The organism is Rhizobium sp. 21-4511-3d (assembly GCF_053522545.1).
On record NZ_JBNWCF010000001.1, the window covers coordinates 751,411 to 772,015 of the forward strand.

26 protein-coding genes are annotated in these 20,605 nt (G+C 62.4%); 12 read left to right on the plus strand and 14 right to left on the minus strand.

Annotation, left to right across the window (positions count from 1 at the left end; genetic code table 11):
* The first annotated feature begins 31 nt into the window (after window positions 1-31).
* From rpsM to rplQ, 4 genes are all read left to right on the plus strand, one after another.
* Window positions 32-400, plus strand: a complete 369-nt coding sequence (gene rpsM, locus ACQZ5H_RS04020) for a 30S ribosomal protein S13 (protein ID WP_112711484.1) — start codon at window positions 32-34, stop codon at window positions 398-400.
* Between the two features lie 131 nt (window positions 401-531).
* Window positions 532-921: a 30S ribosomal protein S11 gene (gene rpsK / locus ACQZ5H_RS04025; protein ID WP_003547577.1), complete on the plus strand. Its 390-nt coding sequence runs from the start codon at window positions 532-534 to the stop codon at window positions 919-921.
* A 100-nt stretch (window positions 922-1,021) separates the two neighbouring features.
* Window positions 1,022-2,032 carry a DNA-directed RNA polymerase subunit alpha gene (locus ACQZ5H_RS04030; RefSeq protein ID WP_112387893.1) on the plus strand — a complete coding sequence of 337 codons (1,011 nt, stop codon included), beginning with the start codon at window positions 1,022-1,024 and terminating at the stop codon, window positions 2,030-2,032.
* A 122-nt stretch (window positions 2,033-2,154) separates the two neighbouring features.
* Window positions 2,155-2,580, plus strand: a complete 426-nt coding sequence (gene rplQ / locus ACQZ5H_RS04035; RefSeq protein WP_112711485.1) for a 50S ribosomal protein L17 — start codon at window positions 2,155-2,157, stop codon at window positions 2,578-2,580.
* A gap of 69 nt (window positions 2,581-2,649) precedes the next feature.
* On the opposite strand, the gene ACQZ5H_RS04040 is transcribed toward rplQ, so the two are convergent.
* The 3 genes from ACQZ5H_RS04040 to msrP form a co-directional block, all read right to left on the minus strand.
* Window positions 2,650-3,489: a dienelactone hydrolase family protein gene (locus ACQZ5H_RS04040; RefSeq protein ID WP_449096774.1), complete on the minus strand. Its 840-nt coding sequence runs from the start codon at window positions 3,487-3,489 to the stop codon at window positions 2,650-2,652.
* Window positions 3,490-3,594: 105 nt separating this feature from the next.
* The gene (gene msrQ, locus ACQZ5H_RS04045) at window positions 3,595-4,254 is read right to left on the minus strand and encodes a protein-methionine-sulfoxide reductase heme-binding subunit MsrQ (protein ID WP_449096775.1); all 660 of its coding nucleotides are present in this window, start codon (window positions 4,252-4,254) and stop codon (window positions 3,595-3,597) included.
* Entirely contained in the window at window positions 4,254-5,201 is a 948-nt protein-coding gene (gene msrP, locus ACQZ5H_RS04050) for a protein-methionine-sulfoxide reductase catalytic subunit MsrP (protein WP_130282480.1), read from the minus strand. Before msrP ends, msrQ begins: the two co-directional genes overlap by 1 nt.
* 325 nt (window positions 5,202-5,526) lie before the next feature.
* Between msrP and ilvD the strand changes: the two genes are divergently transcribed.
* From ilvD to ACQZ5H_RS04065, 3 genes are all read left to right on the plus strand, one after another.
* Window positions 5,527-7,362 carry a dihydroxy-acid dehydratase gene (ilvD, locus tag ACQZ5H_RS04055; protein WP_199629445.1) on the plus strand — a complete coding sequence of 612 codons (1,836 nt, stop codon included), beginning with the start codon at window positions 5,527-5,529 and terminating at the stop codon, window positions 7,360-7,362.
* A 148-nt stretch (window positions 7,363-7,510) separates the two neighbouring features.
* Entirely contained in the window at window positions 7,511-7,729 is a 219-nt protein-coding gene (locus tag ACQZ5H_RS04060) for a type II toxin-antitoxin system PrlF family antitoxin (RefSeq protein WP_449096776.1), read from the plus strand.
* Complete coding sequence (locus ACQZ5H_RS04065; RefSeq protein WP_413709329.1) at window positions 7,716-8,054, plus strand: type II toxin-antitoxin system PemK/MazF family toxin; 339 nt, start codon at window positions 7,716-7,718, stop codon at window positions 8,052-8,054. Before ACQZ5H_RS04060 ends, ACQZ5H_RS04065 begins: the two co-directional genes overlap by 14 nt.
* Before the next feature lie 3 nt (window positions 8,055-8,057).
* Here ACQZ5H_RS04065 and ACQZ5H_RS04070 read toward each other — a convergent pair whose 3' ends face one another.
* Both ACQZ5H_RS04070 and ACQZ5H_RS04075 read right to left on the minus strand, forming a co-directional pair.
* On the minus strand, window positions 8,058-8,402 hold the full coding sequence (locus tag ACQZ5H_RS04070) for a lysozyme inhibitor LprI family protein (RefSeq protein ID WP_112711492.1): 345 nt from the start codon (window positions 8,400-8,402) through the stop codon (window positions 8,058-8,060).
* Window positions 8,403-8,433: 31 nt separating this feature from the next.
* Complete coding sequence (locus tag ACQZ5H_RS04075; protein WP_449096777.1) at window positions 8,434-8,805, minus strand: YkvA family protein; 372 nt, start codon at window positions 8,803-8,805, stop codon at window positions 8,434-8,436.
* A gap of 154 nt (window positions 8,806-8,959) precedes the next feature.
* On the opposite strand from ACQZ5H_RS04075, the gene ACQZ5H_RS04080 reads away from it, so the two are divergent.
* The gene (locus ACQZ5H_RS04080) at window positions 8,960-10,210 is read left to right on the plus strand and encodes a sensor domain-containing diguanylate cyclase (RefSeq protein ID WP_449096778.1); all 1,251 of its coding nucleotides are present in this window, start codon (window positions 8,960-8,962) and stop codon (window positions 10,208-10,210) included.
* Here ACQZ5H_RS04080 and ACQZ5H_RS04085 read toward each other — a convergent pair.
* Entirely contained in the window at window positions 10,207-10,344 is a 138-nt protein-coding gene (locus ACQZ5H_RS04085) for a hypothetical protein (RefSeq protein ID WP_199629441.1), read from the minus strand. The two genes, ACQZ5H_RS04080 and ACQZ5H_RS04085, sit on opposite strands and share 4 nt — an antisense overlap.
* Window positions 10,345-10,416: 72 nt before the next feature.
* Between ACQZ5H_RS04085 and ACQZ5H_RS04090 the strand changes: the two genes are divergently transcribed.
* Together ACQZ5H_RS04090 and ACQZ5H_RS04095 are read left to right on the plus strand one after the other, a co-directional pair.
* Complete coding sequence (locus tag ACQZ5H_RS04090; RefSeq protein WP_112711495.1) at window positions 10,417-11,820, plus strand: DegQ family serine endoprotease; 1,404 nt, start codon at window positions 10,417-10,419, stop codon at window positions 11,818-11,820.
* Window positions 11,817-13,133, plus strand: a complete 1,317-nt coding sequence (locus ACQZ5H_RS04095) for a replication-associated recombination protein A (protein WP_449096779.1) — start codon at window positions 11,817-11,819, stop codon at window positions 13,131-13,133. Before ACQZ5H_RS04090 ends, ACQZ5H_RS04095 begins: the two co-directional genes overlap by 4 nt.
* A gap of 9 nt (window positions 13,134-13,142) precedes the next feature.
* Here the strand turns inward: ACQZ5H_RS04095 and ACQZ5H_RS04100 are convergent, their stop codons facing one another.
* From ACQZ5H_RS04100 to ACQZ5H_RS04125, 6 genes are all read right to left on the minus strand, one after another.
* Window positions 13,143-13,448 (minus strand): DUF1883 domain-containing protein, encoded by a 306-nt coding sequence (locus tag ACQZ5H_RS04100; RefSeq protein ID WP_203429021.1) that lies wholly within the window; start codon window positions 13,446-13,448, stop codon window positions 13,143-13,145.
* Window positions 13,449-13,565: 117 nt separating this feature from the next.
* Window positions 13,566-13,832: a hypothetical protein gene (locus ACQZ5H_RS04105; RefSeq protein WP_449096780.1), complete on the minus strand. Its 267-nt coding sequence runs from the start codon at window positions 13,830-13,832 to the stop codon at window positions 13,566-13,568.
* Window positions 13,833-13,951: 119 nt separating this feature from the next.
* On the minus strand, window positions 13,952-14,851 hold the full coding sequence (locus tag ACQZ5H_RS04110; protein ID WP_449096781.1) for a dihydrodipicolinate synthase family protein: 900 nt from the start codon (window positions 14,849-14,851) through the stop codon (window positions 13,952-13,954).
* A 7-nt stretch (window positions 14,852-14,858) separates the two neighbouring features.
* Window positions 14,859-15,014 (minus strand): hypothetical protein, encoded by a 156-nt coding sequence (locus tag ACQZ5H_RS04115; protein ID WP_165402728.1) that lies wholly within the window; start codon window positions 15,012-15,014, stop codon window positions 14,859-14,861.
* A 101-nt stretch (window positions 15,015-15,115) separates the two neighbouring features.
* Window positions 15,116-16,117, minus strand: a complete 1,002-nt coding sequence (locus ACQZ5H_RS04120; protein WP_449096782.1) for a ketopantoate reductase family protein — start codon at window positions 16,115-16,117, stop codon at window positions 15,116-15,118.
* Window positions 16,118-16,204: 87 nt separating this feature from the next.
* The gene (locus tag ACQZ5H_RS04125; protein WP_130282461.1) at window positions 16,205-16,423 is read right to left on the minus strand and encodes a hypothetical protein; all 219 of its coding nucleotides are present in this window, start codon (window positions 16,421-16,423) and stop codon (window positions 16,205-16,207) included.
* Between the two features lie 201 nt (window positions 16,424-16,624).
* On the opposite strand from ACQZ5H_RS04125, the gene ftsZ reads away from it, so the two are divergent.
* A complete protein-coding gene (gene ftsZ / locus ACQZ5H_RS04130) occupies window positions 16,625-17,647 on the plus strand; it encodes a cell division protein FtsZ (protein WP_112711502.1) in 1,023 nt (340 codons plus the stop codon).
* A 15-nt stretch (window positions 17,648-17,662) separates the two neighbouring features.
* Here the strand turns inward: ftsZ and ACQZ5H_RS04135 are convergent, their stop codons facing one another.
* Entirely contained in the window at window positions 17,663-18,520 is an 858-nt protein-coding gene (locus tag ACQZ5H_RS04135; RefSeq protein WP_413709338.1) for a LysR family transcriptional regulator, read from the minus strand.
* A 101-nt stretch (window positions 18,521-18,621) separates the two neighbouring features.
* On the opposite strand from ACQZ5H_RS04135, the gene ACQZ5H_RS04140 reads away from it, so the two are divergent.
* On the plus strand, window positions 18,622-19,611 hold the full coding sequence (locus ACQZ5H_RS04140) for a zinc-dependent alcohol dehydrogenase family protein (RefSeq protein WP_449096783.1): 990 nt from the start codon (window positions 18,622-18,624) through the stop codon (window positions 19,609-19,611).
* A gap of 55 nt (window positions 19,612-19,666) precedes the next feature.
* Here ACQZ5H_RS04140 and ACQZ5H_RS04145 read toward each other — a convergent pair whose 3' ends face one another.
* Window positions 19,667-20,500 (minus strand): oxidoreductase, encoded by an 834-nt coding sequence (locus ACQZ5H_RS04145; RefSeq protein WP_449096784.1) that lies wholly within the window; start codon window positions 20,498-20,500, stop codon window positions 19,667-19,669.
* Between the last annotated feature and the right edge of the window lie 105 nt (window positions 20,501-20,605).

Genomic DNA, 20,605 nt, shown 5'->3' on the forward strand with positions numbered 1-20,605 from the left:
GGATGGCAACAGGAATGCAAGGAGAACAGGCGTGGCACGTATCGCTGGCGTCAACATCCCGACTGCAAAGCGCGTTGTTATCGCGCTGACCTACATTCACGGGATCGGTCCGAAATTCGCACAGGAAATCATGGAGAAGGTCGGTCTTCCGGCTGACAAGCGCGTCCATCAGCTGACGGACTCCGAAGTGCTCCAGATCCGCGAAACCATCGACCGCGATTACCAGGTCGAAGGTGATCTTCGTCGCGACACCGCGATGAACATCAAGCGCCTTATGGACCTCGGCTGCTACCGCGGCCTGCGTCATCGCCGCGGCCTGCCGGTTCGCGGTCAGCGCACGCACACCAATGCCCGCACCCGCAAGGGCCCGGCAAAGGCGATCGCTGGTAAGAAGAAGTAATTTCCGGGAAACCGGGAAGGGGAGGCTGGCGGTCCGCCGGCCTCTTTTGAGTTTGGAGCGTTGCCTCAAGGCATTGCTCCGGTGGAGCCGCTGGTATTACGGCGGTGACGATATCCAAGAAAGGGATAAGAATGGCCAAGGAAGCCGTACGCGTTCGCCGTCGCGAACGTAAAAACATCTCGTCGGGCGTGGCGCACGTCAACTCGACCTTCAACAACACGATGATCACCATCACCGACGCACAGGGCAACGCCATTGCCTGGTCGTCCGCTGGTGCCAAGGGCTTCAAGGGTTCGCGCAAGTCGACCCCGTTCGCTGCCCAGATCGCTGCTGAAGACTGCGCCAAGAAGGCTCAGGAACATGGCATGAAGTCGCTGGAAGTCGAAGTTTGCGGCCCGGGCTCCGGCCGTGAATCCGCTCTGCGCGCGCTCCAGGCTGCTGGTTTCATGATCACGTCCATCCGCGATGTGACGCCGATCCCGCACAATGGCTGCCGCCCGCGCAAGAAGCGCCGCGTCTGATCATCGCCACTCACAACACCGGTGAGCGCTAGCGCGCTCCCGGTGTTTCTCAAGCTCGGTTACCACGATTGGATGGTGGTAACGAACGGAAGGCAAAGACATGATTCAGAAGAACTGGCAGGAATTGATCAAGCCGAACAAGGTCGAGTTCTCTTCGAGCTCGCGCACCAAGGCGACGCTCGTAGCAGAGCCGCTGGAGCGCGGTTTCGGCCTCACCCTCGGCAACGCGCTTCGCCGCGTTCTGCTGTCGTCGCTGCGCGGTGCCGCTGTTACGGCCGTGCAGATCGATGGCGTGCTGCATGAATTCTCCTCGATCCCGGGCGTCCGCGAAGACGTTACGGACATCGTGCTCAACATCAAGGAAATCGCCATCAAGATGGATGGCGACGACGCAAAGCGCATGGTCGTGCGTAAGCAGGGCCCGGGCGTTGTAACGGCTGGCGACATCCAGACGGTCGGCGATATCGAAATCCTCAACCCCGAGCATGTCATCTGCACGCTCGACGAGGGCGCCGAAATCCGTATGGAATTCACCGTCAACAACGGCAAGGGCTATGTTCCGGCCGAGCGCAATCGTGCGGAAGACGCTCCGATCGGACTCATCCCGGTCGACAGCCTGTATTCGCCGGTCAAGAAGGTGTCCTACAAGGTTGAAAATACCCGCGAAGGACAGGTTCTCGACTACGACAAGCTGAACATGACCATCGAAACCGATGGCTCGATCTCCGGTGAAGATGCCGTCGCTTTCGCGGCTCGCATTCTCCAGGATCAGCTTGGCGTGTTCGTCAACTTCGACGAGCCGCAGAAGGAAACCGAGGAAGAAGCCGTCACCGAACTGGCCTTCAACCCGGCGCTCCTGAAGAAGGTGGACGAACTCGAACTGTCTGTTCGCTCGGCAAACTGCCTGAAGAACGACAACATCGTCTACATCGGCGACCTCATTCAGAAGACCGAAGCAGAAATGCTCCGCACCCCGAACTTTGGTCGCAAGTCGCTGAACGAAATCAAGGAAGTTCTCGCTTCCATGGGCCTGCACCTCGGCATGGAAGTGCCGGCATGGCCGCCCGAGAACATCGAAGATCTCGCCAAGCGTTACGAAGACCAGTATTAAGAACCAAAAAGGCAGGCTCTGAGGCTGCCTTTCCCAGTCAAACAGCAGGCAGATCGCCTGTATGTGCCAGGAAACGGCAGGCCCGCTAGAAGCGAAGAGCCCTGCATCAAAGGAGAATAGCAATGCGCCACGCAAAAGCCGGCCGCAAGCTGAACAGAACTGCCAGCCACCGTAAGGCAATGTTTGCCAACATGGCGGCTTCGCTCATCACCCATGAGCAGATCGTGACCACCCTGCCGAAGGCAAAGGAAATCCGTCCGATCGTTGAAAAGCTCGTAACCCTCGGCAAGCGCGGCGACCTGCACGCTCGCCGCCAGGCGATCTCGCAGATCCGCGACGCCGCGGTCGTTGCCAAGCTCTTCGACGCCATCGCTTCGCGCTACGCAACCCGCAACGGCGGCTACCTGCGTATCATGAAGGCTGGCTTCCGCCAGGGCGACAACGCTGCTCTCGCAGTCGTCGAGTTCGTTGACCGCGACGTCAACGCCAAGGGCGCAGCCGACAAGGCCCGCGTCGAAGCCGAAGCCGCTGCGGCCGAAGCTGCTTAATTCTTTCCGGTTCTCCGGAAGCAAAACAGCCGGGCTGCAAAGCCCGGCTGTTTTCGTTTGTGGTGGTGCTCAATTCTGCAGATACTGATGCAGGAATGCCTTCACCCGAATGAAGGACTGCTCCGCGGCTGCCGCATTATATTCCTCCCTATGCCCGAGCTTGATCTTTGGGGTGGCAACGTCGGGAGCATCGAAGTCATGATAGGCGCCGGGATAGACGTCGAGTTCGACGGATGGTCCCTTGCCGCTGAGATGTGAAACCCTCTGCCGGCATCGCTCGACGGGGCTCCAGTCGTCCAGATCGCCGTTCAAGATCAATGTCGGCACCGTCGCGTCGCCGGCATGAGGCGCGCAGACCGGATAATAGCCGACGGCAGCCTTGAACTTGCGATCCATCAGCTGCTCATCGCCTTCCGTCTTCGTCGCTTCAAGCGCAGCGATCCCTCCGGCCGAGAAGCCAATCAGCGCGACATGTCCGGCATCAACGAAGGGCAGGGTCGACAGGTAATCGAGAGCGCCATAGGCATCGAATACCCGCTCAGGAAGATAGCGTTGGCAGGTATCTTCGATTCCACGCGTGGTGAAGCTATCGACGACGAGCACGACATATCCCCACGAGATCAATCGCTGCGGCCAATAGGTCTTGGTATTCGGATGGATACCGCCGCAGCCGTGCATGACGACAACGGCCGGAAACGGACCGTCTCCCGGCGGTCTGCTCAGATAACCCTGCAGATGCGTTATCGGAACGTCCGGGAGCGTGACGCCTTGCTCTCTTGCCTTGCGCTCAAGAAACGCGCTCGGCCGCGTGCCTGCACTATCGAAACGAACCAGTTCGTCCGCCTGAGCCGGGTTGAATTGCAAGAGTGCTGACGCCAGTATGCCGAGGGCAAGTTTGGATATCTGCATCGAACGGCTCCGCTGTCCTGCCGCCTATTTCACCCTTCATCATTTAGACTGAGGACCGTAAACGTCGAGAGACATGGCTCACTCGAACCTGGCGAAGGCCGCCCGCTAGGAGACCGTCGCCGCAGCCCGCCCGCGCTGGCGCCCCTGTGCCGCGCGCTTGCGGCTTTTTGCGATCGGGCGCCAGGAACGGTAGAGGATCATCAGGATGATCAGGCCGACATAGATATATTGCTCGAGGTCGAGGATCTTCGTCGACAGCGCGAAATGCAGGGCGCCGGCGGCGGCGATGATGTAGATCAGCTTGTGCAGCCAGATCCACTTCATGCCCATCTTGCGGATCGAGAAATTGTTCGATGTGACGGCGAGCGGGACGAGCAGGGCGAGGCCTGCCATGCCGAACATGATGAAGGGCCGCTTCAGGACGTCGTCGACGACGGCGGAAAGGTCCATCGCCTGATCGAGCACCATGTAAACGGTGAAATGCATCAGTGCGTAATAGAAGGTCAGCAGGCCGAGCGCCCGGCGATAGCGCAGGTAGTTCCAGCTCAGCAGATCGCGTGCTGGCGAGACCGCGAGCGTCAGGATCAGGAAGCGGATGGTCCAGAGGCCGAGAAACAGCTCGAAGGTCTTGACCGGATCGGCGCCGAGCTGGTCGGTGGCGCCAAGATAGAAGGTCCAGGCCGCCGGCAGCAGGCCGACGGCATAAAGTGCCCAGACCGAAGCCGGCTGCCAGCGCTTCGGCAGGCTGAACGAAATACCCGCCATCAGAAATTCGCCCTGAGATCCATGCCGGAATAGAGGCTCGCCACGTCATCGGCATAGCCGTTGAAGGGCAGCGTCGGGTGACGGCTGGCGCCGAAGAAGCCGCTTTCGCCGATGCGGCGTTCGGTGGCCTGGCTCCAGCGCGGATGATCGACCGCCGGGTTCACATTGGCATAGAAGCCGTATTCCTGCGGATTGGTGACCTGCCAGGTATTCTTTGGCTCCTTGTCGGTCAGCGAGATGCGGACAATCGACTTGATGCCCTTGAATCCATATTTCCACGGCACCACGAGGCGGATCGGCGCACCGTTCTGGTTCGGCAGCGTCTGGCCGTAGAGACCGACGGCAAGCAGCGTCAGCGGATGCATGGCCTCATCGAGCCGCAGACCTTCGACATAGGGCCATTCCAGCGACTGGAAGATGCCCTTCTGGCCCGGCATTTCTTCCGGGCGGACGACCGTCTCGAAGGCGACGTACTTGGCGCTTCCCTGCGGCTCGACCTTGTTCAGCAGTGCTGCGAGCGGAAAGCCATCCCAGGGGATGACCATCGACCATGCCTCGACGCAACGCATCCGGTAGGTGCGGCTCTCGACCGGGAATTCCTTCATCAGCGCATCGAGATCGAAAGTGCCGGGCTTGTTGACCATGCCGTCAACCTTGATGGTCCAGGGCAGGGGCTTGAAGTCGCCCGAAAGCGCTGCTGGGTCACCCTTGTCGAGGCCGAATTCGTAGAAATTGTTGTAGGTGGTGACGTCCTTCAGCGGCGTCGTCTTCTCGTCGACGGTATATTTGCTGTCGACGGCGTTGAGCGCGGCAGCGCTCGCCTTTCCGGCGCCGTAGAGCGCCATGGCGCCAAGCGTTGCAGCGCCGAGAAATTCGCGGCGGCGCAGATAGACCTGATGCGGCGTGATCTCCGACGAGCGGATCTTCGGGGGGCGGTAGGTCGGCATTTCAAACCTCCTGGGCTGGGGGCGGCCCAAATATCTCTTTAAACGCATGATCGGCGTTTTCAGATTAGTGTCTAGGCCTTGAACCGGCCTGACGGAAAGCCAATTTTTTGTGTTCGGATGTGAAGGAATAGCCTGTAACAAAAGGCTCCTCCGCTCCGTATATGCCCGATGGACGCCGCGCGCGCCGTACCGGATTTGCCCTTGCCGGTAGTGACAGCCCCTGCCGATTGGATTAGGACAATTCAAAAATACGGCGATCGCCGGCCAGCAAACAGCTTCGCCGCCCTATATCGCAGATAAATCCGGCACTTTGAGGAAGACACCGATGCCAGCCTATCGTTCGAGAACCACGACCCACGGCCGCAACATGGCGGGTGCGCGCGGCCTTTGGCGCGCCACGGGCATGAAGGACAGCGATTTCGGCAAGCCGATCATTGCGGTGGTGAACTCGTTCACGCAGTTCGTGCCCGGCCACGTCCACCTGAAGGATCTCGGCCAGCTCGTCGCCCGCGAAATCGAAGCGGCCGGCGGCGTCGCCAAGGAATTCAACACGATCGCCGTCGACGACGGCATCGCCATGGGCCATGACGGCATGCTCTATTCGCTGCCGTCGCGCGAGCTGATCGCCGACAGCGTCGAATACATGGTCAACGCTCACTGCGCCGACGCCATGGTCTGCATTTCCAACTGCGACAAGATCACCCCCGGCATGCTGATGGCGTCTCTGCGCCTCAATATCCCGACGATTTTCGTCTCCGGCGGCCCGATGGAAGCCGGAAAGGTCGTGCTCAACGGCAAGACCCACGCCCTCGACCTCGTCGATGCCATGGTTGCGGCTGCCGACGACAAGGTTTCCGACGAAGACGTCAAGGTCATCGAGCGCTCGGCCTGTCCGACCTGCGGTTCATGCTCCGGCATGTTCACCGCCAACTCGATGAACTGCCTGACCGAGGCGCTCGGCCTGTCGCTGCCCGGCAACGGCTCGACGCTCGCCACCCATTCCGACCGCAAGGAACTCTTCCTCGAGGCCGGCCGCCGCGTCGTGGCACTCGCCAAGCGCTATTACGAGCAGGACGATGCAACGGCACTGCCGCGCACCATCGCCAGCAAGGGCGCCTTCGAAAACGCCATGGCGCTCGATATCGCCATGGGTGGATCGACCAACACCGTTCTTCACATTCTGGCAGCCGCCCACGAGGGCGAAATCGACTTCACCATGGAAGACATCGACCGCCTGTCGCGCCGTGTCCCGTGCCTGTCGAAGGTCGCACCGGCGAAGTCCGACGTCCATATGGAAGATGTCCACCGTGCAGGCGGCATCATGGCGATCCTCGGGGAGCTGAACCGCGCCGGGCTGATCAATGCCGGCCTGCCGACCGTCCATTCGCCGACGCTTGGCGACGCACTGGCGCAGTGGGATATCTCGGTCACGGACAATCCCGTCGCCCTGAAGCTCTTCAGCGCAGCGCCCGGCGGCGTACCGACACAGGTTGCCTTCAGCCAGAGCGCCCGCTGGGACGAGCTCGATCTCGACCGCGAAAACGGCGTCATCCGCGATGCCCAGCATCCGTTCTCGAAGGATGGCGGTCTCGCCGTTCTCAAGGGCAATCTGGCGCTCGACGGCTGCATCGTGAAGACCGCAGGCGTCGATGAATCGATCCTGAAATTCTCCGGTCCGGCCAAGGTCTATGAGAGCCAGGACGCCGCCGTGAAGGCGATCCTCGGCAACGAAGTCGTCGCCGGCGATGTCGTCGTCATCCGTTACGAAGGCCCCAAGGGCGGCCCGGGCATGCAGGAAATGCTCTACCCGACCAGCTATCTGAAGTCGAAGGGCCTCGGCAAGGCCTGCGCCCTGATCACCGACGGCCGCTTCTCGGGCGGTACCTCAGGCCTGTCGATCGGCCACGCTTCGCCGGAAGCCGCCAACGGCGGCACGATCGGCCTCGTCCAGCCGGGCGACATGATCGACATCGACATCCCGAACCGCACCATTAGCCTGCGTGTCAGCGACGCCGAATTGGCGACACGCCGCGCCGAACAGGAAGCCAAGGGCTGGCGCCCGGCCGAAGTCCGCAAGCGCAACGTCACGACCGCGCTGAAGGCCTACGCGGCCTTCGCCACCAGCGCCGATCGTGGCGCAGTCCGGATCCTGCCGGAATAAGCTGAAAAGCTTCGATCTGATCAGAAGACCCGCTGTCTCCTAGGCAGCGGGTTTTTTCGTTTTCAGAGGTTCCGGGTCTCGGCACGGTTTGCTTATCCGCCGTTGTCATCGGTAAGGAATTTCCTTACATTCCATTCCGAGGTGAATGATGATCACAAGCAAGATGACCAGCAAGGCTCAAACGACGATCCCGCAGGCCGTACGCTCCGCGTTGCACCTGAAGGAAGGGGATTCCATCGTCTATACGCTGGAGGCTGACAATCGCGTGGTGATATCGCGGGCTGCCGAACCGATGTCCGAAGATCCTTTTGCGACCTTCTCGGAATGGGATAGCGAAGCCGATCGGAAAGCCTATGCCGACCTTTGAGCAGGGTGACATCATACGGGTGCCCTTTCCCTATACCGATCGCGATACGCGCCAGCGGCGTCCGGCGCTCGTTGTTTCCGCCGGTTCGCTCGGCGAGAATGATGCTCTCGTCTGGGCCGTCATGATAACCTCGGCCGAAAATCGGCCATGGCTCGGAGATGTCGAGATCCCTGATCATCAGGCGGCAGGCCTGCCGGCGCCTTCGGTCGTTCGACCGGCGAAGATCGCCACCGTCGAGACATCGCAGATCGACCGGATCGGACGGCTACCGGATGCCGCGCTTGCGGTGGTGATATCGGCAATCCGAGCTCAACTTGGCGGCTAAACGCTAAAGCGGCCGATTGATATTCTTATACGTCTCGTCGAGCTGCTTCATCCGCTCGTCATAGGCCGCCTTGATGCAGGCGGCATCTGCCTGGCAATCCTGGCGTTTCTTCAGCCAGGCTGTCTGCTCGTCCTGCAGGGTTCCGCGCGTGCCCATGGCGAGCAGGCCGGAGAGCAGGTCGAAGGTGGTGACCATCTTCACGTCGGCATCGTTGAGCGCCCGGTTGTCGCAGATCGCCTTCTCGTCGGGCTTCAGCTCCTTGGCATCGCAGTCGAAGCTCGCGGCATGTGCGAGCGGGGCGAGCAGTGAGACGGTCGAGAAGGCGAGGGCGGCGATGGCTGCTTTCATGCGGGCTATGATCCTGTTTCCTGGCAGGCGCTTATAGGAACGCCCGGACCAGAAAGATGATGCAGCAGGCCCATACGGCAAGGATGAAAATCAATCCGGCCCGGCTGACAGGCCGCCCCGCGCGCTCTGCAGCCCGCTGGCGCAGCTCCACCATGACCGGCTGCGGGATCAGCCTGATCGCCAGCATGATGCCGAGCGGCACGATGATCAGATCGTCGAGATAGCCGAGCACCGGGATGAAATCCGGAATGAGGTCGACGGGCGACAGTGCATAGGCCGCAACGGCCGCGGCGACCGCTTTCGCATACCATGGCACTCTGGGATCGCGGGCCGCGAGCCACAGCGCCGTGACGTCACGCTTCAGTGACTTCGCCCAGGCTTTTGCCTTTCCGATCAATTCCATATGCGCATTTCCTGAATCAAGATCGCAGGTCGGCCTTCGCCTTCAGCCATGCCTCGATCGGAATATGAAGGATTCGCTAAATGCAATATATCCGATTTGTTCACCAATATATGGGATGCATCGCTATATCGGTCGGTTGAGGAGCAATGCGGCAATGGTCGTTGCACGTGCATTCGGTAAGTCTTCCGTAGACGCACGGAAGCGGGAAATGGAGCGTCTTGCGGCGCTGGAGCAGCTCGATCTTCTCGACGCGCCGAGAGACGAGGGCTTCGATCGCATCGTCCGGCTGATCAAGCAGATCTTCGCGATCGATATCGGCCTCGTCTCGCTCATCGATGCGCATCGGCAATGGTATCAGGCCTGCTCTGGCCTCACTGCCGATGAAGTGCCGCGGGAAGATACGTTCTGCCGCTATGTCGTCGATTACGAAGAGCCCGTCATCGTCCAGGATGCCACCAAGGATCCACGCTTCGCGCAGCATCCGGCAGTCACCGGCGACAGCCATATCCGCTTCTATGCCGGCGTGCCGCTGACGACCAAGGCCGGGCATATCATCGGTACGGTCTGCGCCATCGACCGGATGGCGCGATCCTTCGGCGCGCGCGATCTCGCGATCCTGCAAGAGCTTGCCGGTGCGGCGATGGACCGTATCGAACTCCTGCAATCAGCGGCGACCGACAGCCTGACGGAAGCCTTGACCCGGCGCGCCTTCAAGCAGGAAGCCGACCAGCTGATCGCGCTGGCGATCCGCCATCAGCACAATCTCTCCACTATCGTGCTCGATATCGACCGTTTCAAGAGCGTCAACGATACCCATGGCCATGCCGCGGGTGATCAGGTGCTGCGCGCGGTGGCCGCGACCTGCAAGGCCAATCTCAGGGCCGGCGATCTGTTCGGCCGCCTCGGCGGCGAGGAATTCTGCATCGTGCTGCCGCATATCGACCGCGAGGGTGCCGCAGCCGTCGCCGAAAAGATGCGGGCGGCGATCTCGGCCCAGCCGATCCAGGGCGACTTTGGCGCGCTGACGGTAACCGCGAGCTTCGGCATCTCCTCGATGTCGATCATCACCAAGGATATCGAAACGCTGCTCGCCCAGGCCGATGCCGCGATGTACCACGCCAAGAACAGCGGGCGCGATCGCTGCGTATCGTGGAATTCCATCCGGTCCGAAGGCTCGGCTGGCGCCCGCCGCCGCGTCCTGAAGGCAGGCTCGATCCTGTTCAACGACCGCCGCTCGACCATCGACTGCACCATCAAGTCGCTCGGCGCCGATAGCGCCGGCCTCTCGGTTTCGAACTCCGCCGGGATCCCGCCGGAATTCATTCTGGCGATCAAGGGCGAGGGCTTCGAGACCTCTTGCCGGGTCATCGCCCAGGACCGCCAGAACCTCGAGGTTGCCTTCTAGCATCTCTCTTCGAGGCGGCTCTCACACAGCGGTGACCAGGTGAGGTCTTTTGCCTTGCCGATCAATTCCATATCCGGCTTTGCTGAAACAAACTCGCAGGCCGGAAGCATCATCAGGCGGGCGGAAGCTTCCATGCTTCCGCCCTCTTTCCTTTCTAGCGTCCGGCGCTACAACACTGATCCGGAAGCATTTCAGAAGGGATTCCAATGCAAGGCCTGTTGAAACGTTCGTTTGTCCCGCTTTTTGCGCTCGCGGTTCTCCTGCCGCTTGGCGCGCATGCCGAGGACGCGAAAACCGTACCGCAGAGCCAGATGCAAATGCAGCTGTCCTTCGCCCCGCTGGTCAAGCAGACCTCGGGCGCGGTTGTGAACGTCTATGCCGAAAAGACCGTGCAGCGGCAGTCGCCCTTCGCTGGCGATCCCTTCTTCGAGCAGTTCTTCGGCCAGCAGATGCCGAACCGGTCGGAGAAGCAGTCGTCGCTCGGTTCCGGCGTCATTGTCGAGGCGAACGGCACCGTGGTCACCAACAACCACGTCATCGAAGGCGCCGACGATATCAAGGTCGCGCTCTCCGACGGCCGCGAGTTTCCCTGCAAGGTCGTGCTGCGTGACGATCGCCTCGATCTCGCAGTGCTGAAGATCGATACCAAGGCGAACTTCCCGACGCTGCCGATCGGCAATTCAGATGCCGTCGAGGTCGGCGATCTCGTTCTCGCCATCGGCAACCCCTTCGGCGTCGGCCAGACGGTGACCTCGGGCATCGTTTCCGCGCTCGCCCGAAACCAGGTCGTCAAGAACGAGTTCGGCTTCTTCATCCAGACCGATGCCTCGATCAACCCCGGCAATTCCGGCGGCGCGCTGATGAATATGAAGGGCGAGCTGATCGGCATCAACACGGCGATCTTCTCGCGTGGCGGCGGCTCGAACGGCATCGGCTTTGCGATCCCTGCCAATCTGGTGAAGGTCTTCCTCACCTCGGCCGATGCCGGCGTGAAGTCCTTCGAGCGGCCCTATGTCGGCGCCACCTTCGATGCGGTGACTTCGGAGGTCGCCGAGGCGCTCGGCCTCGACAAGGCCCGCGGCGCGCTGATCGTCAAGGTGACCGACGGTAGTCCGGCGCAGAAGGCTGGCCTGAAGGCCGGCGAGATCGTCACCTCGGTCAACGGCATCCCGGTCGAGCATCCGGATGCGCTCCTCTATCGTCTGACGACGGCCGGCCTCGGCAATACGGTCAAGCTCGGCGTCGTCGAGAATGGCGGCGAACAGCAGGTTGCGCTGAAGCTCGATCGCGCCCCCGAAACCTCGCCGCGCGACCAGCGCACCATCGGCGGCCGCACGCCCTTCACCGGCACCGTCGTCGAAAACCTCTCGCCGCGCGTTGCCGACGAGCTGCGCATGCCGACGGAATCGACCGGCGTCGTCGTTGCCGAGGTCAAGGATGACTCGCCGGCCGCCCGTCTCGGCTTCGAACCGAAGGATATTATCGTCGCGATCAATGGCACGCCGGTGCAGACCACCGAGCAGCTGTCGCAGATCGCATCCGACGATGCAGGTCTCTGGCGCGTCGAAATCGAGCGTGACGGCCAGAGGATCAGGCAGTTCTTCCGATGAGTGATGATCTCTTCGCACCGCGCATTCCAGATGAGGTCGCCAGCCGGCGGCCTCTTGCCGATCGGTTGAGGCCACAGACGCTGTCTGAAGTCACCGGGCAGGGCCACCTGACCGGCGAGGATGGCGTTCTTCGGCGGATGATCGAGAGCGGATCGCTCGGTTCGATGATCTTCTGGGGACCGCCCGGAACCGGCAAGACGACGGTGGCGCGGCTTCTCTCGGGCGAGGCGGGTCTCGCCTTCGAGCAGATTTCGGCGATCTTTTCCGGCGTCGCCGACCTGAAGAAGGTTTTCGAAACCGCGCGGCTGCGCCGCATGGATGGCCGCCAGACGCTGCTCTTCGTCGACGAGATCCATCGCTTCAACCGCGCCCAGCAGGATAGCTTCCTGCCGGTGATGGAGGACGGCACCGTCATCCTCGTCGGCGCCACCACCGAGAACCCGTCCTTCGAGCTCAACGCCGCTCTCCTGTCGCGCGCCCGCGTGCTGACCTTCAAGTCGCATGACGAGGAAAGCCTCAGCGAATTGCTGAAGCGCGCCGAGGAGGTCGAGCAGAAGCCGCTGCCGCTGACGGAGGACGCCCGCGCCAGCCTGCTGCGCATGGCCGATGGCGATGGCCGCGCCGTGCTGACGCTCGCCGAAGAGGTCTGGCGCGCCGCGCGCCCAAGCGAGGTCTTCGACACCGAGGGACTGACGCGCATCGTCCAGCGACGGGCGCCCGTCTATGACAAGGCGCAGGACGGTCACTACAATCTGATTTCGGCGCTTCACAAATCGGTCCGAGGTTCGGATCCGGATGCGGCGCTCTACTATCTGGCGCGCATGTTCGATGCTGGCGAAGACCCGCTCTATCTCGGCCGCCGGCTGGTGCGGATGGCTGTCGAGGATATCGGCCTTGCCGATCCGCAGGCGCTCGTCATCTGCAACGCCGCCAAGGACGCTTACGACTATCTCGGCTCACCGGAAGGCGAGTTGGCGCTGGCGCAGGCCTGCGTCTATCTTGCGACGGCGCCGAAATCCAACGCGGTCTATACGGCTTTCAAGGCGGCGACCATGGCGGCCAAGCAGAATGGCTCGCTGCTGCCGCCGAAGCACATCCTCAATGCGCCGACCAAGCTGATGAAGGATGAAGGCTATAACGAGGGCTATCGTTACGATCACGACGAGCCCGATGCCTTTTCAGGCCAGGATTATTTCCCGGAGAAGATGGGCCGCAAAACCTTCTACGATCCGCCGGAGCGCGGCTTCGAGCGCGAGATCCGCAAGCGGCTGGAATGGTGGTCGAAGCTCAGGAAAGAGCGCAATCCGCGCTGATGCAGGGCGTCAGGAGGCTTTCTTCTGGCCACCGGGTGCTGCGATGACCTTGACGGCCGATTCCGCCAGGCCATGATGGCCTTCCATATCAACGATCAGGTGCCAATGCCCGCTATCGGGGATCACCATCTTGACCGGCGATTTCTTGGCGACGCCGCCGATATATTTGAAATCGAGAACCTCAGTGAAGCGCTGGAACTGCGGTGCCGTCATCAGGCGGACATTGTTCACCGCATTGAGCGCCACCTCGACGATGGTGCCGGCGCGCTGCTCATGAAGGTCGTAATGCTTGAAGCGGAAATTCGGCTTGCTCATCGGTCCCGAAAACTGGCTGCTATTTGACCGGTGATCTTAAGGCTGCGCGGTTAAGGAAAGGTTTGGCAGCCTGGCGGCGAAGGCTCCCGGTTTGGCACAACGGGAGCCTGTAGGCGCCTAGTGCAGCCGCATGCCGCTGCCGTCGGAGACGCCGAATTCCATCAGCATGCCGTCTGCCGCGCGGCAGATATCGGCCGGGTTGTGATTGCACTCCGCAGCGGCGAAATGCAGGGCGGCGGCCTCGTTGATGAAGAGGCCGCCGACCAGTCCTTCGCGGTCGGCAACGATCCACTGTCCGCGCCTGTTCCTGCCGATGGTGAAGCGGGCGGGCGCGTTGTTGCGTTGAAGCGGATCGGCGGACGCGCCGGAAGAAAGTCGTGACATCGATATGTCCTTTCGAAGTTTTCCCGCATCTGCCTTTGGGCGCTGCGGGCTAGCACGGCAAATCTATGGTGGGCGCGGTTGGCGTTCCATTCGCGGCCAGGGCTGAAACTATAAAAATCTCATAGGGATAGCGCATTGCGCACCGGGGAGGTGCAGCTCTGCAGAGCCGCACAGATTGCCTCCTGCACGGTTTGCTCAGCAGGAACCAGCGGCAGGCGGACATCAGCGGGGATGCCGGGGAAGGCGCCGAGCGCGAATTTGATATTGGCAGGCTCACCATCGCCGATCGCTTCGGCGAGCGGCGCAAGGCGGTCGGCAAGCACGAGCGCTGCCGGAAGGTTCCCGCAGGCAGACGCATGTTGCAACGATGAGACGAGCTTCGGCAGCACATTGGCGGCCGGCGCAATGATGCCGTCTCCGCCGCAGGCGATGAACGCCGGTGCCGTCACCGCGTTGCCGGTGAACAGGTGGAACCGGTCGCGGTAAGGCGCCAGTGTGCCGATGTCGCCGCCGGCATCGAGCAGGCCGAAGATCGTGCCGGTCTGCGACAGTTCATCGAGGGTCGATGGCGGCAACGGCGAGGCGGTACGGCTGGGATCGCTTGAAATGATCAAGGGCAGGCTGCATGCCGAGGCAAGCTCGCTGAAATGCCGCAGAATGCCCTTCTGTCCCGGCTTCGAATAATAGGGAACGGTGACGAGGGCGGCGCTGGCGCCGAGCGCTTCGGCGCGTCTGGTCAGCGCGATCGTGCTCGCCGTGCCGTTCGTGCCGGTTGCGGCAATGACGGGCACGCGATCATCGGCAGCGCGCAGCACTGTCGAGAGAACAAGGTCGCGCTCCGTATCGGAGAGAGCAGGGCCTTCACCGGTGACGGTTAAGACCGCCAAGCCGCCGATGCCGCTGGCAATCTGCCACTCGGTCAACCGCTCCAAGCTGGCGATATCGACGGCGCCGTGACGGAAAGGCGTGACGAGCGGGGTGATCGCGCCGGATAGGCGCGGCCAAACATTGCGTCGCATCGGGGCCTCACATCCAGCCGAGGATGACGTAGAGCTCGACGCAGGCGAGGATGATGCCGAACACCATCAGCACCTGCGCCGTACGGCGTTCGCGCATCACGCGCGGAGTGGCGCCGCGGCGCGGGCGGTGCGGAAGCGGATTGGCAGGCATGACGTCTCGCATGGGATTACCTCTGCATTCCCGGCAAAGGCTAATCCCGCGGCCCGTAGGAAATCCATTCCGCGCCCTCACGCGCCATATATGAAAAGCATAAAGGCCGGGCGCTAGGCGCCGCGGCGATTCTCGATGTCGAGTTGCGAGACGAGCGCCAGTACCGTCTCGGATACCGGGGTGGGCACCGAGGCAAGGCGGCCGAGCGCCACGACCATGCCGCTCAGAGGCACGATCTCCAGCGCTTTGCCGGCCAGAAGATCCTGCAGCATCGATGTTCTGACGGCGCCGATATGACGGGATTGCTCGAGGCGCTCCTCGATGGTGATCGAAAATTTCGCGCCGAGCGCCGTGCCGACGGCGCGCACCTCGTTCATGATCTTGCCGACCATGTCGTAGAGCGCCGGGTCGGCCATGATGTCAGTCATCAGGGCTCGTGTCAGCGCGCTGAGCGGATTGAAGGCGGCGTTACCGGTCAGCTTGTTCCAGATCTCGTCGCGGATGCGCGGCGTCGTCGAGACGTTGAGGCCGGCAGCAGTCAGCAGCGCCTTGATGCCTTCGAGATCATCGCTCATCTCGCCCGAGGGCTCGCCCAGGATATAGCGGCCGTTGTTGGACAGCTGGATCTCGCCGGGATTGACGACTTCGGCGCCCTGCATCGCAACACAGCCGATCACGCGCTCCGGTCCGATCAGCCGCCATAGGCGTCCAGCCGGATCGAGCTCTTCGAACTGCAGCTCGGCATGCGGGCTCTGGCTGTCGCGGTGGAAATACCACCAGGGAATGCCGTTCAGGATCATCATCACCCGCGTGCTGTCCTTCAGGAGCGCAGCAATGCCCTCGGCGGCATCGCCGAGCTGATGGCCCTTGAGGCCGGTGATGATCAGGTCCTGTTTCGGCAGGCTGTAGGGATCGTCGGTCGCGGTGATCTCCACCTTGATCGGCTTTTCGGCGCCGGCTTCGTAGAGCTTCAGGCCGTTTTCGCGGATGCTCTTGAGATGGGCGCCGCGGGCGACGGCGGAGATAGTGACGCCGTTACCGGCGGCGGCAAGCTTTGCCGCAATGGCGCCACCGAGCGCACCGGCGCCGTAAACGCAGATCGATTTGAAGGACATGGGGAGGCTCCGCGAACATGAAGTGTCGCGCTAGACTTAGGTCATTCGCGCGCGATGGCGAATGACAATTTTTCGCGGGCCATCAAATTAATGCGTGGCCGGAGGGTCGACGAGTTCGTTACGGCGCAGCTCGTCGATGGCGGCCACCGCGTCTTCGGCTGACCAGCCGGCGCGAAGGGCTGCGGCCACCATCTTGACCTCGACTTCCTGTTCGAGCGCCAGGAACAGCGGCTCGAGCGCCTCCTGGACTGTCAGGACGTGATCATGCGGCGGGGCGACGGTCTGGCGTGCGGCAATGCTAGGCATTTCAGCTTTTCTCCTCTCCGTTAGATGGTGACATGAATCCGTCACAATGCACGACAGTGGAAAAGGTTCCGTATTTTATTTCGGATGGTCTCCATCTTGTTCTTTCGCCCTGCCTCTGCCTTCTTGCAGCCATAACCTGACGCTCGATTCGCTGTTCCGCAACGAGGGCGGGGCATACACTTTGCATCAAAGGAGAATGGGATGACGGACGCCAAGAGCGGCATTTCGGGACTGCGGCCGCGTATTACGGTAATCGGCGTCGGCGGCGGCGGCGGCAATGCGATCAACAACATGATCGCGGAAAATCTTGAGGGCGTCGATTTCATCGCCGCCAATACCGATGCCCAGGTGCTCGCCACCTCCAAGGCTTCGCGCCGCATCCAGCTCGGTGCGCATGTCACCGAAGGTCTCGGCGCCGGTTCGCTCCCGGAAGTCGGTCATGCGGCGGCCGAGGAATCGATCGACGAGATCATGGATCACCTGGCCGGTTCGCACATGTGCTTCGTCACCGCCGGCATGGGCGGCGGCACCGGAACGGGTGCAGCGCCGGTGATCGCCCACGCCGCGCGCCAGGCCGGCATCCTGACCGTCGGCGTCGTCACCAAGCCCTTCACCTTCGAGGGCAACCGCCGCATGAAGATGGCCGAGATCGGCATCGAGGCCCTGCGTCAGGCCGCCGATACCGTCATCGTCATCCCGAACCAGAACCTGTTCCGTATCGCCGACGCGAAGACCACCTTCGCCGATGCCTTCATGACCGCCGACCGCGTTCTCTACGCCGGTGTCGGCTGCATCACCGATCTCATCGTCAAGGAAGGCCTGATCAACCTCGACTTCGCCGACGTCAAGTCCGTCATGCGCGGCATGGGCCGGGCGATGATGGGCACGGGCGAGGCGGCCGGTGAGAGCCGTGCGATGAAGGCGGCCGAAGCGGCAATCGCCAACCCGCTGCTCGACGATATCTCGATGAAGGGCGCCAAGGGCGTGCTGATCTCGATCTCCGGCGGCTCCGACATGACGCTGTTCGAAGTCGACGAAGCCGCAAGCCGCATCCGCGACGAGGTTCAGGACGATGCCGACATCGTCGTCGGCGCGATCTTCGACCGCAATCTCGATGGCAAGTTCCGGGTCTCCGTCGTGGCGACCGGCCTCGATGGCAACGGCGTTCCCGCTGCTGCTCCAGGCGTTGCCGCGCAGGCGATCCCGACCCGCACGCTGCAGTAAGTCACCGACCAGTGATCAGCCGGCCGGAGTGAGCCGGCTGATTACCACATCCATGAATGCCCGCAGCCGCGGCAGCCGCTTTAGATCGCGGTGATAGCCGAGGAACGTATCGCGCCCGGGCGGTGCTTCGGGCACTTCGACGCGCTCCAATCCTGCAAAATGATCGCCGAGCGGCCGCGGCAGAACGGCCATTCCCGCACCGCGGGCGCAAAGTGCCGCCTGCACATCGCGATTGTTGCTGCGCATGGTGATCGTCGCCTTCGGGAAGGTCCGCGTCACCCAATGCACATCGGGCATTTCGGCAAAGGCCTCGTCCATGGTGACGATGGTAAAACCGCTGCCATCGCCTGCCGTGGGGTGATGCGTGCCTTTCGCAACGTAAAGCCCGTAGCCGATATGCATCAGCTTGCGTGAGATCACCTCCGGCTCGGTGAACGGCCGGATGCGGAACACCAGATCGGCCTCGCGCCGCGAGAGGTTGAGGAGCCGCGCATCGGTGAGCAATTCGACCGAAACCTTCGGATGTGCCTGCGAGAATTCCGCCAGAACCGGCGTCAGCATGTGAAGGCCGAACCAGTCAGAGCACGAGATCCGCAGCATGCCCTCGAGCGATCGCGTGCTGCCTTGCAGTTGCCGCTCCAGCGCAACGGCTTCTTCCTCCATCCGCAATGCATGCTGCAGAACGATGCTGCCCTCGTCGGTCAGCACGAAGCCGTCGGCTGTTCGCTGGAACAGCATGTGGCCGGTCGCCGCCTCCAGCGCCTTCAGCCGCCGCCCCATGGTCGGCTGCGTCTGCCCGAGCTTTCGGGCGGCAGCGCCGAGCGTGCCTTCGCGGGCAATCGCGAGAAAGATCCTGACATCGCTCCATTCCATGATCGCCTCATTCAATAATGAATGGAGATCATGCGATATCTTTGATTTTCATTCAATCGTGTTGGGGAGATCATCCGGCCATCGAAACCGGAGTGACCGACATGAGCACGATGAAAGCCCTGATCCTTGAAAACCACAATGCACCGTTCCGGCTGGCCGAGATCGCTCGTCCGAAGCCTGCTGCCGGCGAAGTCCTGGTCCGCATCAAGGCGAGCGGCGTCAATCCGCTCGACACCAAGATCCGCGCCGGTGCCGCAGAGCATGCCCGCCAGCCGCTGCCTGCCATTCTCGGCATCGACATGGCCGGTGTCGTCGAAGAGGTCGGGCAGGGTGTCTCTGGCTTCCGCCCCGGCGATGAAGTCTACGGTATGACCGGCGGCGTCGGCGGCGTCCAGGGATCGCTGGCGGAATTCGCCGCTGTCGATGCCCGCCTGCTGGCGATCAAGCCCGCGAACCTGACGATGCGCGAGGCGGCAGCCCTGCCGCTGGTCTTCATCACCGCCTGGGAAGGCCTCGTCGACCGCGCTGCCGTGAAATCAGGTCAGAGCGTTCTGGTCCTTGGCGGAGCCGGTGGCGTCGGCCACGTCGCGGTTCAGATCGCCAGGGCATTTGGCGCCGACGTCTACGCTGCCGATGGTGCCTCCAAGGCCGATTATATCCGCAGCCTCGGCGCGACACCGATCGACCACACTGCCGAAAGCGTCGAGGACTATGTCGCCAGATATACCGGCGGCAAGGGCTTCGATCTCGTCTATGACACGGTCGGCGGGGCAGGGCTCGATGCCGCCTTCAAGGCCGTCAAGCGTTTCGGCCATGTTGTGACCAGTCTCGGCTGGGGCACGCATGCGCTGGCGCCGCTCTCCTTCAAGGCTGCGAGCTATTCCGGCGTCTTCACGCTGCTGCCGCTCCTGACCGGCGAGGGCCGCGAGCACCACGGCGAAATCATGCAGGAGGCAACCAGGCTTGCGGAAGCCGGGAAGCTTGTCCCGCGCCTCGATGCCCGCCGCTTCACGCTCGAGGAAACCGCCGAGGCGCACCGCCTGATCGAGGAACGCCAGGCCAAAGGCAAGCTGGTGGTCGATATCGCCTGAGACACCGAAACGCCGCCCGCAATCTGCGAGCGGCGTTTTGGCGATGAGGTCTGCCTCAGGCGGCGAAGTCGGTCGAGACCGCAAGCGCCCGCCAGGCCGAAAGTTCCTGCTCGACGAAAGCATTCTTCTCGCCGAGCTTGGCGACCGTATCGCTGCCGAAGGGCATGCGCAGCGGCGGGTTTTCGGCATTCACGAGCGTCACGATGCCGGCCGCAAACTTTGCGGGATCGCCGGGCTGTGCATGATGGGCGCTGGCGGCGAAGTCCCGCATGTCGCCGGCCGGCGTCCCCACATAGTCGGGGATCGAGGCGGGGCTGATCGACAGCGAATTGTCGGCGAGGAAATCCGTGCGGAAGAAGCCGGGCTCGACGATCGTCACCTTGATGCCGAAGGACGCGATCTCGGTTGCCAGCGATTCCGACAGGCCCTCTACCGCAAACTTCGTCGAGCCATAGACGCCCCAGCCGGGATAGCCGGCATAGCCGCCGATCGACGAGAAGTTCAGGATGCGGCCCGAGCGCTGGCGGCGCATATGGGGCAGCACGGCGCGGGTGACCTTCAGCAGCCCGAAGACATTGGTCGCATAGATCTTCTCGATCTCCTCGGCCGTGGCCTCCTCGACGGCGCCGAGCAGCCCGTAGCCGGCATTGTTGACCAGAATGTCGATGCGCCCGAAGCGCTGGACGGCCGCGGCCGCAGCTTCCTGCGCCTGTCGCTCATCGGTGACATCGAGTGCCGTCGCAAGCAGATTGGGATGCTTGCCGATGGCATTGATGACGGTCTTCGGATTGCGGGCGGTGGCAACGACGGCATCGCCTGCGGCAAGGGCTTCCTTGGTCATCAGCGCGCCGAAACCGCGGGATGCACCAGTGATGAACCAGACTTTCATGACACGTTCCTTTCAGATCTCTCTTCGTTGTGTGCCGGTCTCTCTGTGCCGGTGAGGGGAATTTGACCTGAAAGCCGCTCCTGCATAAGATTCGTTATTTTCCAA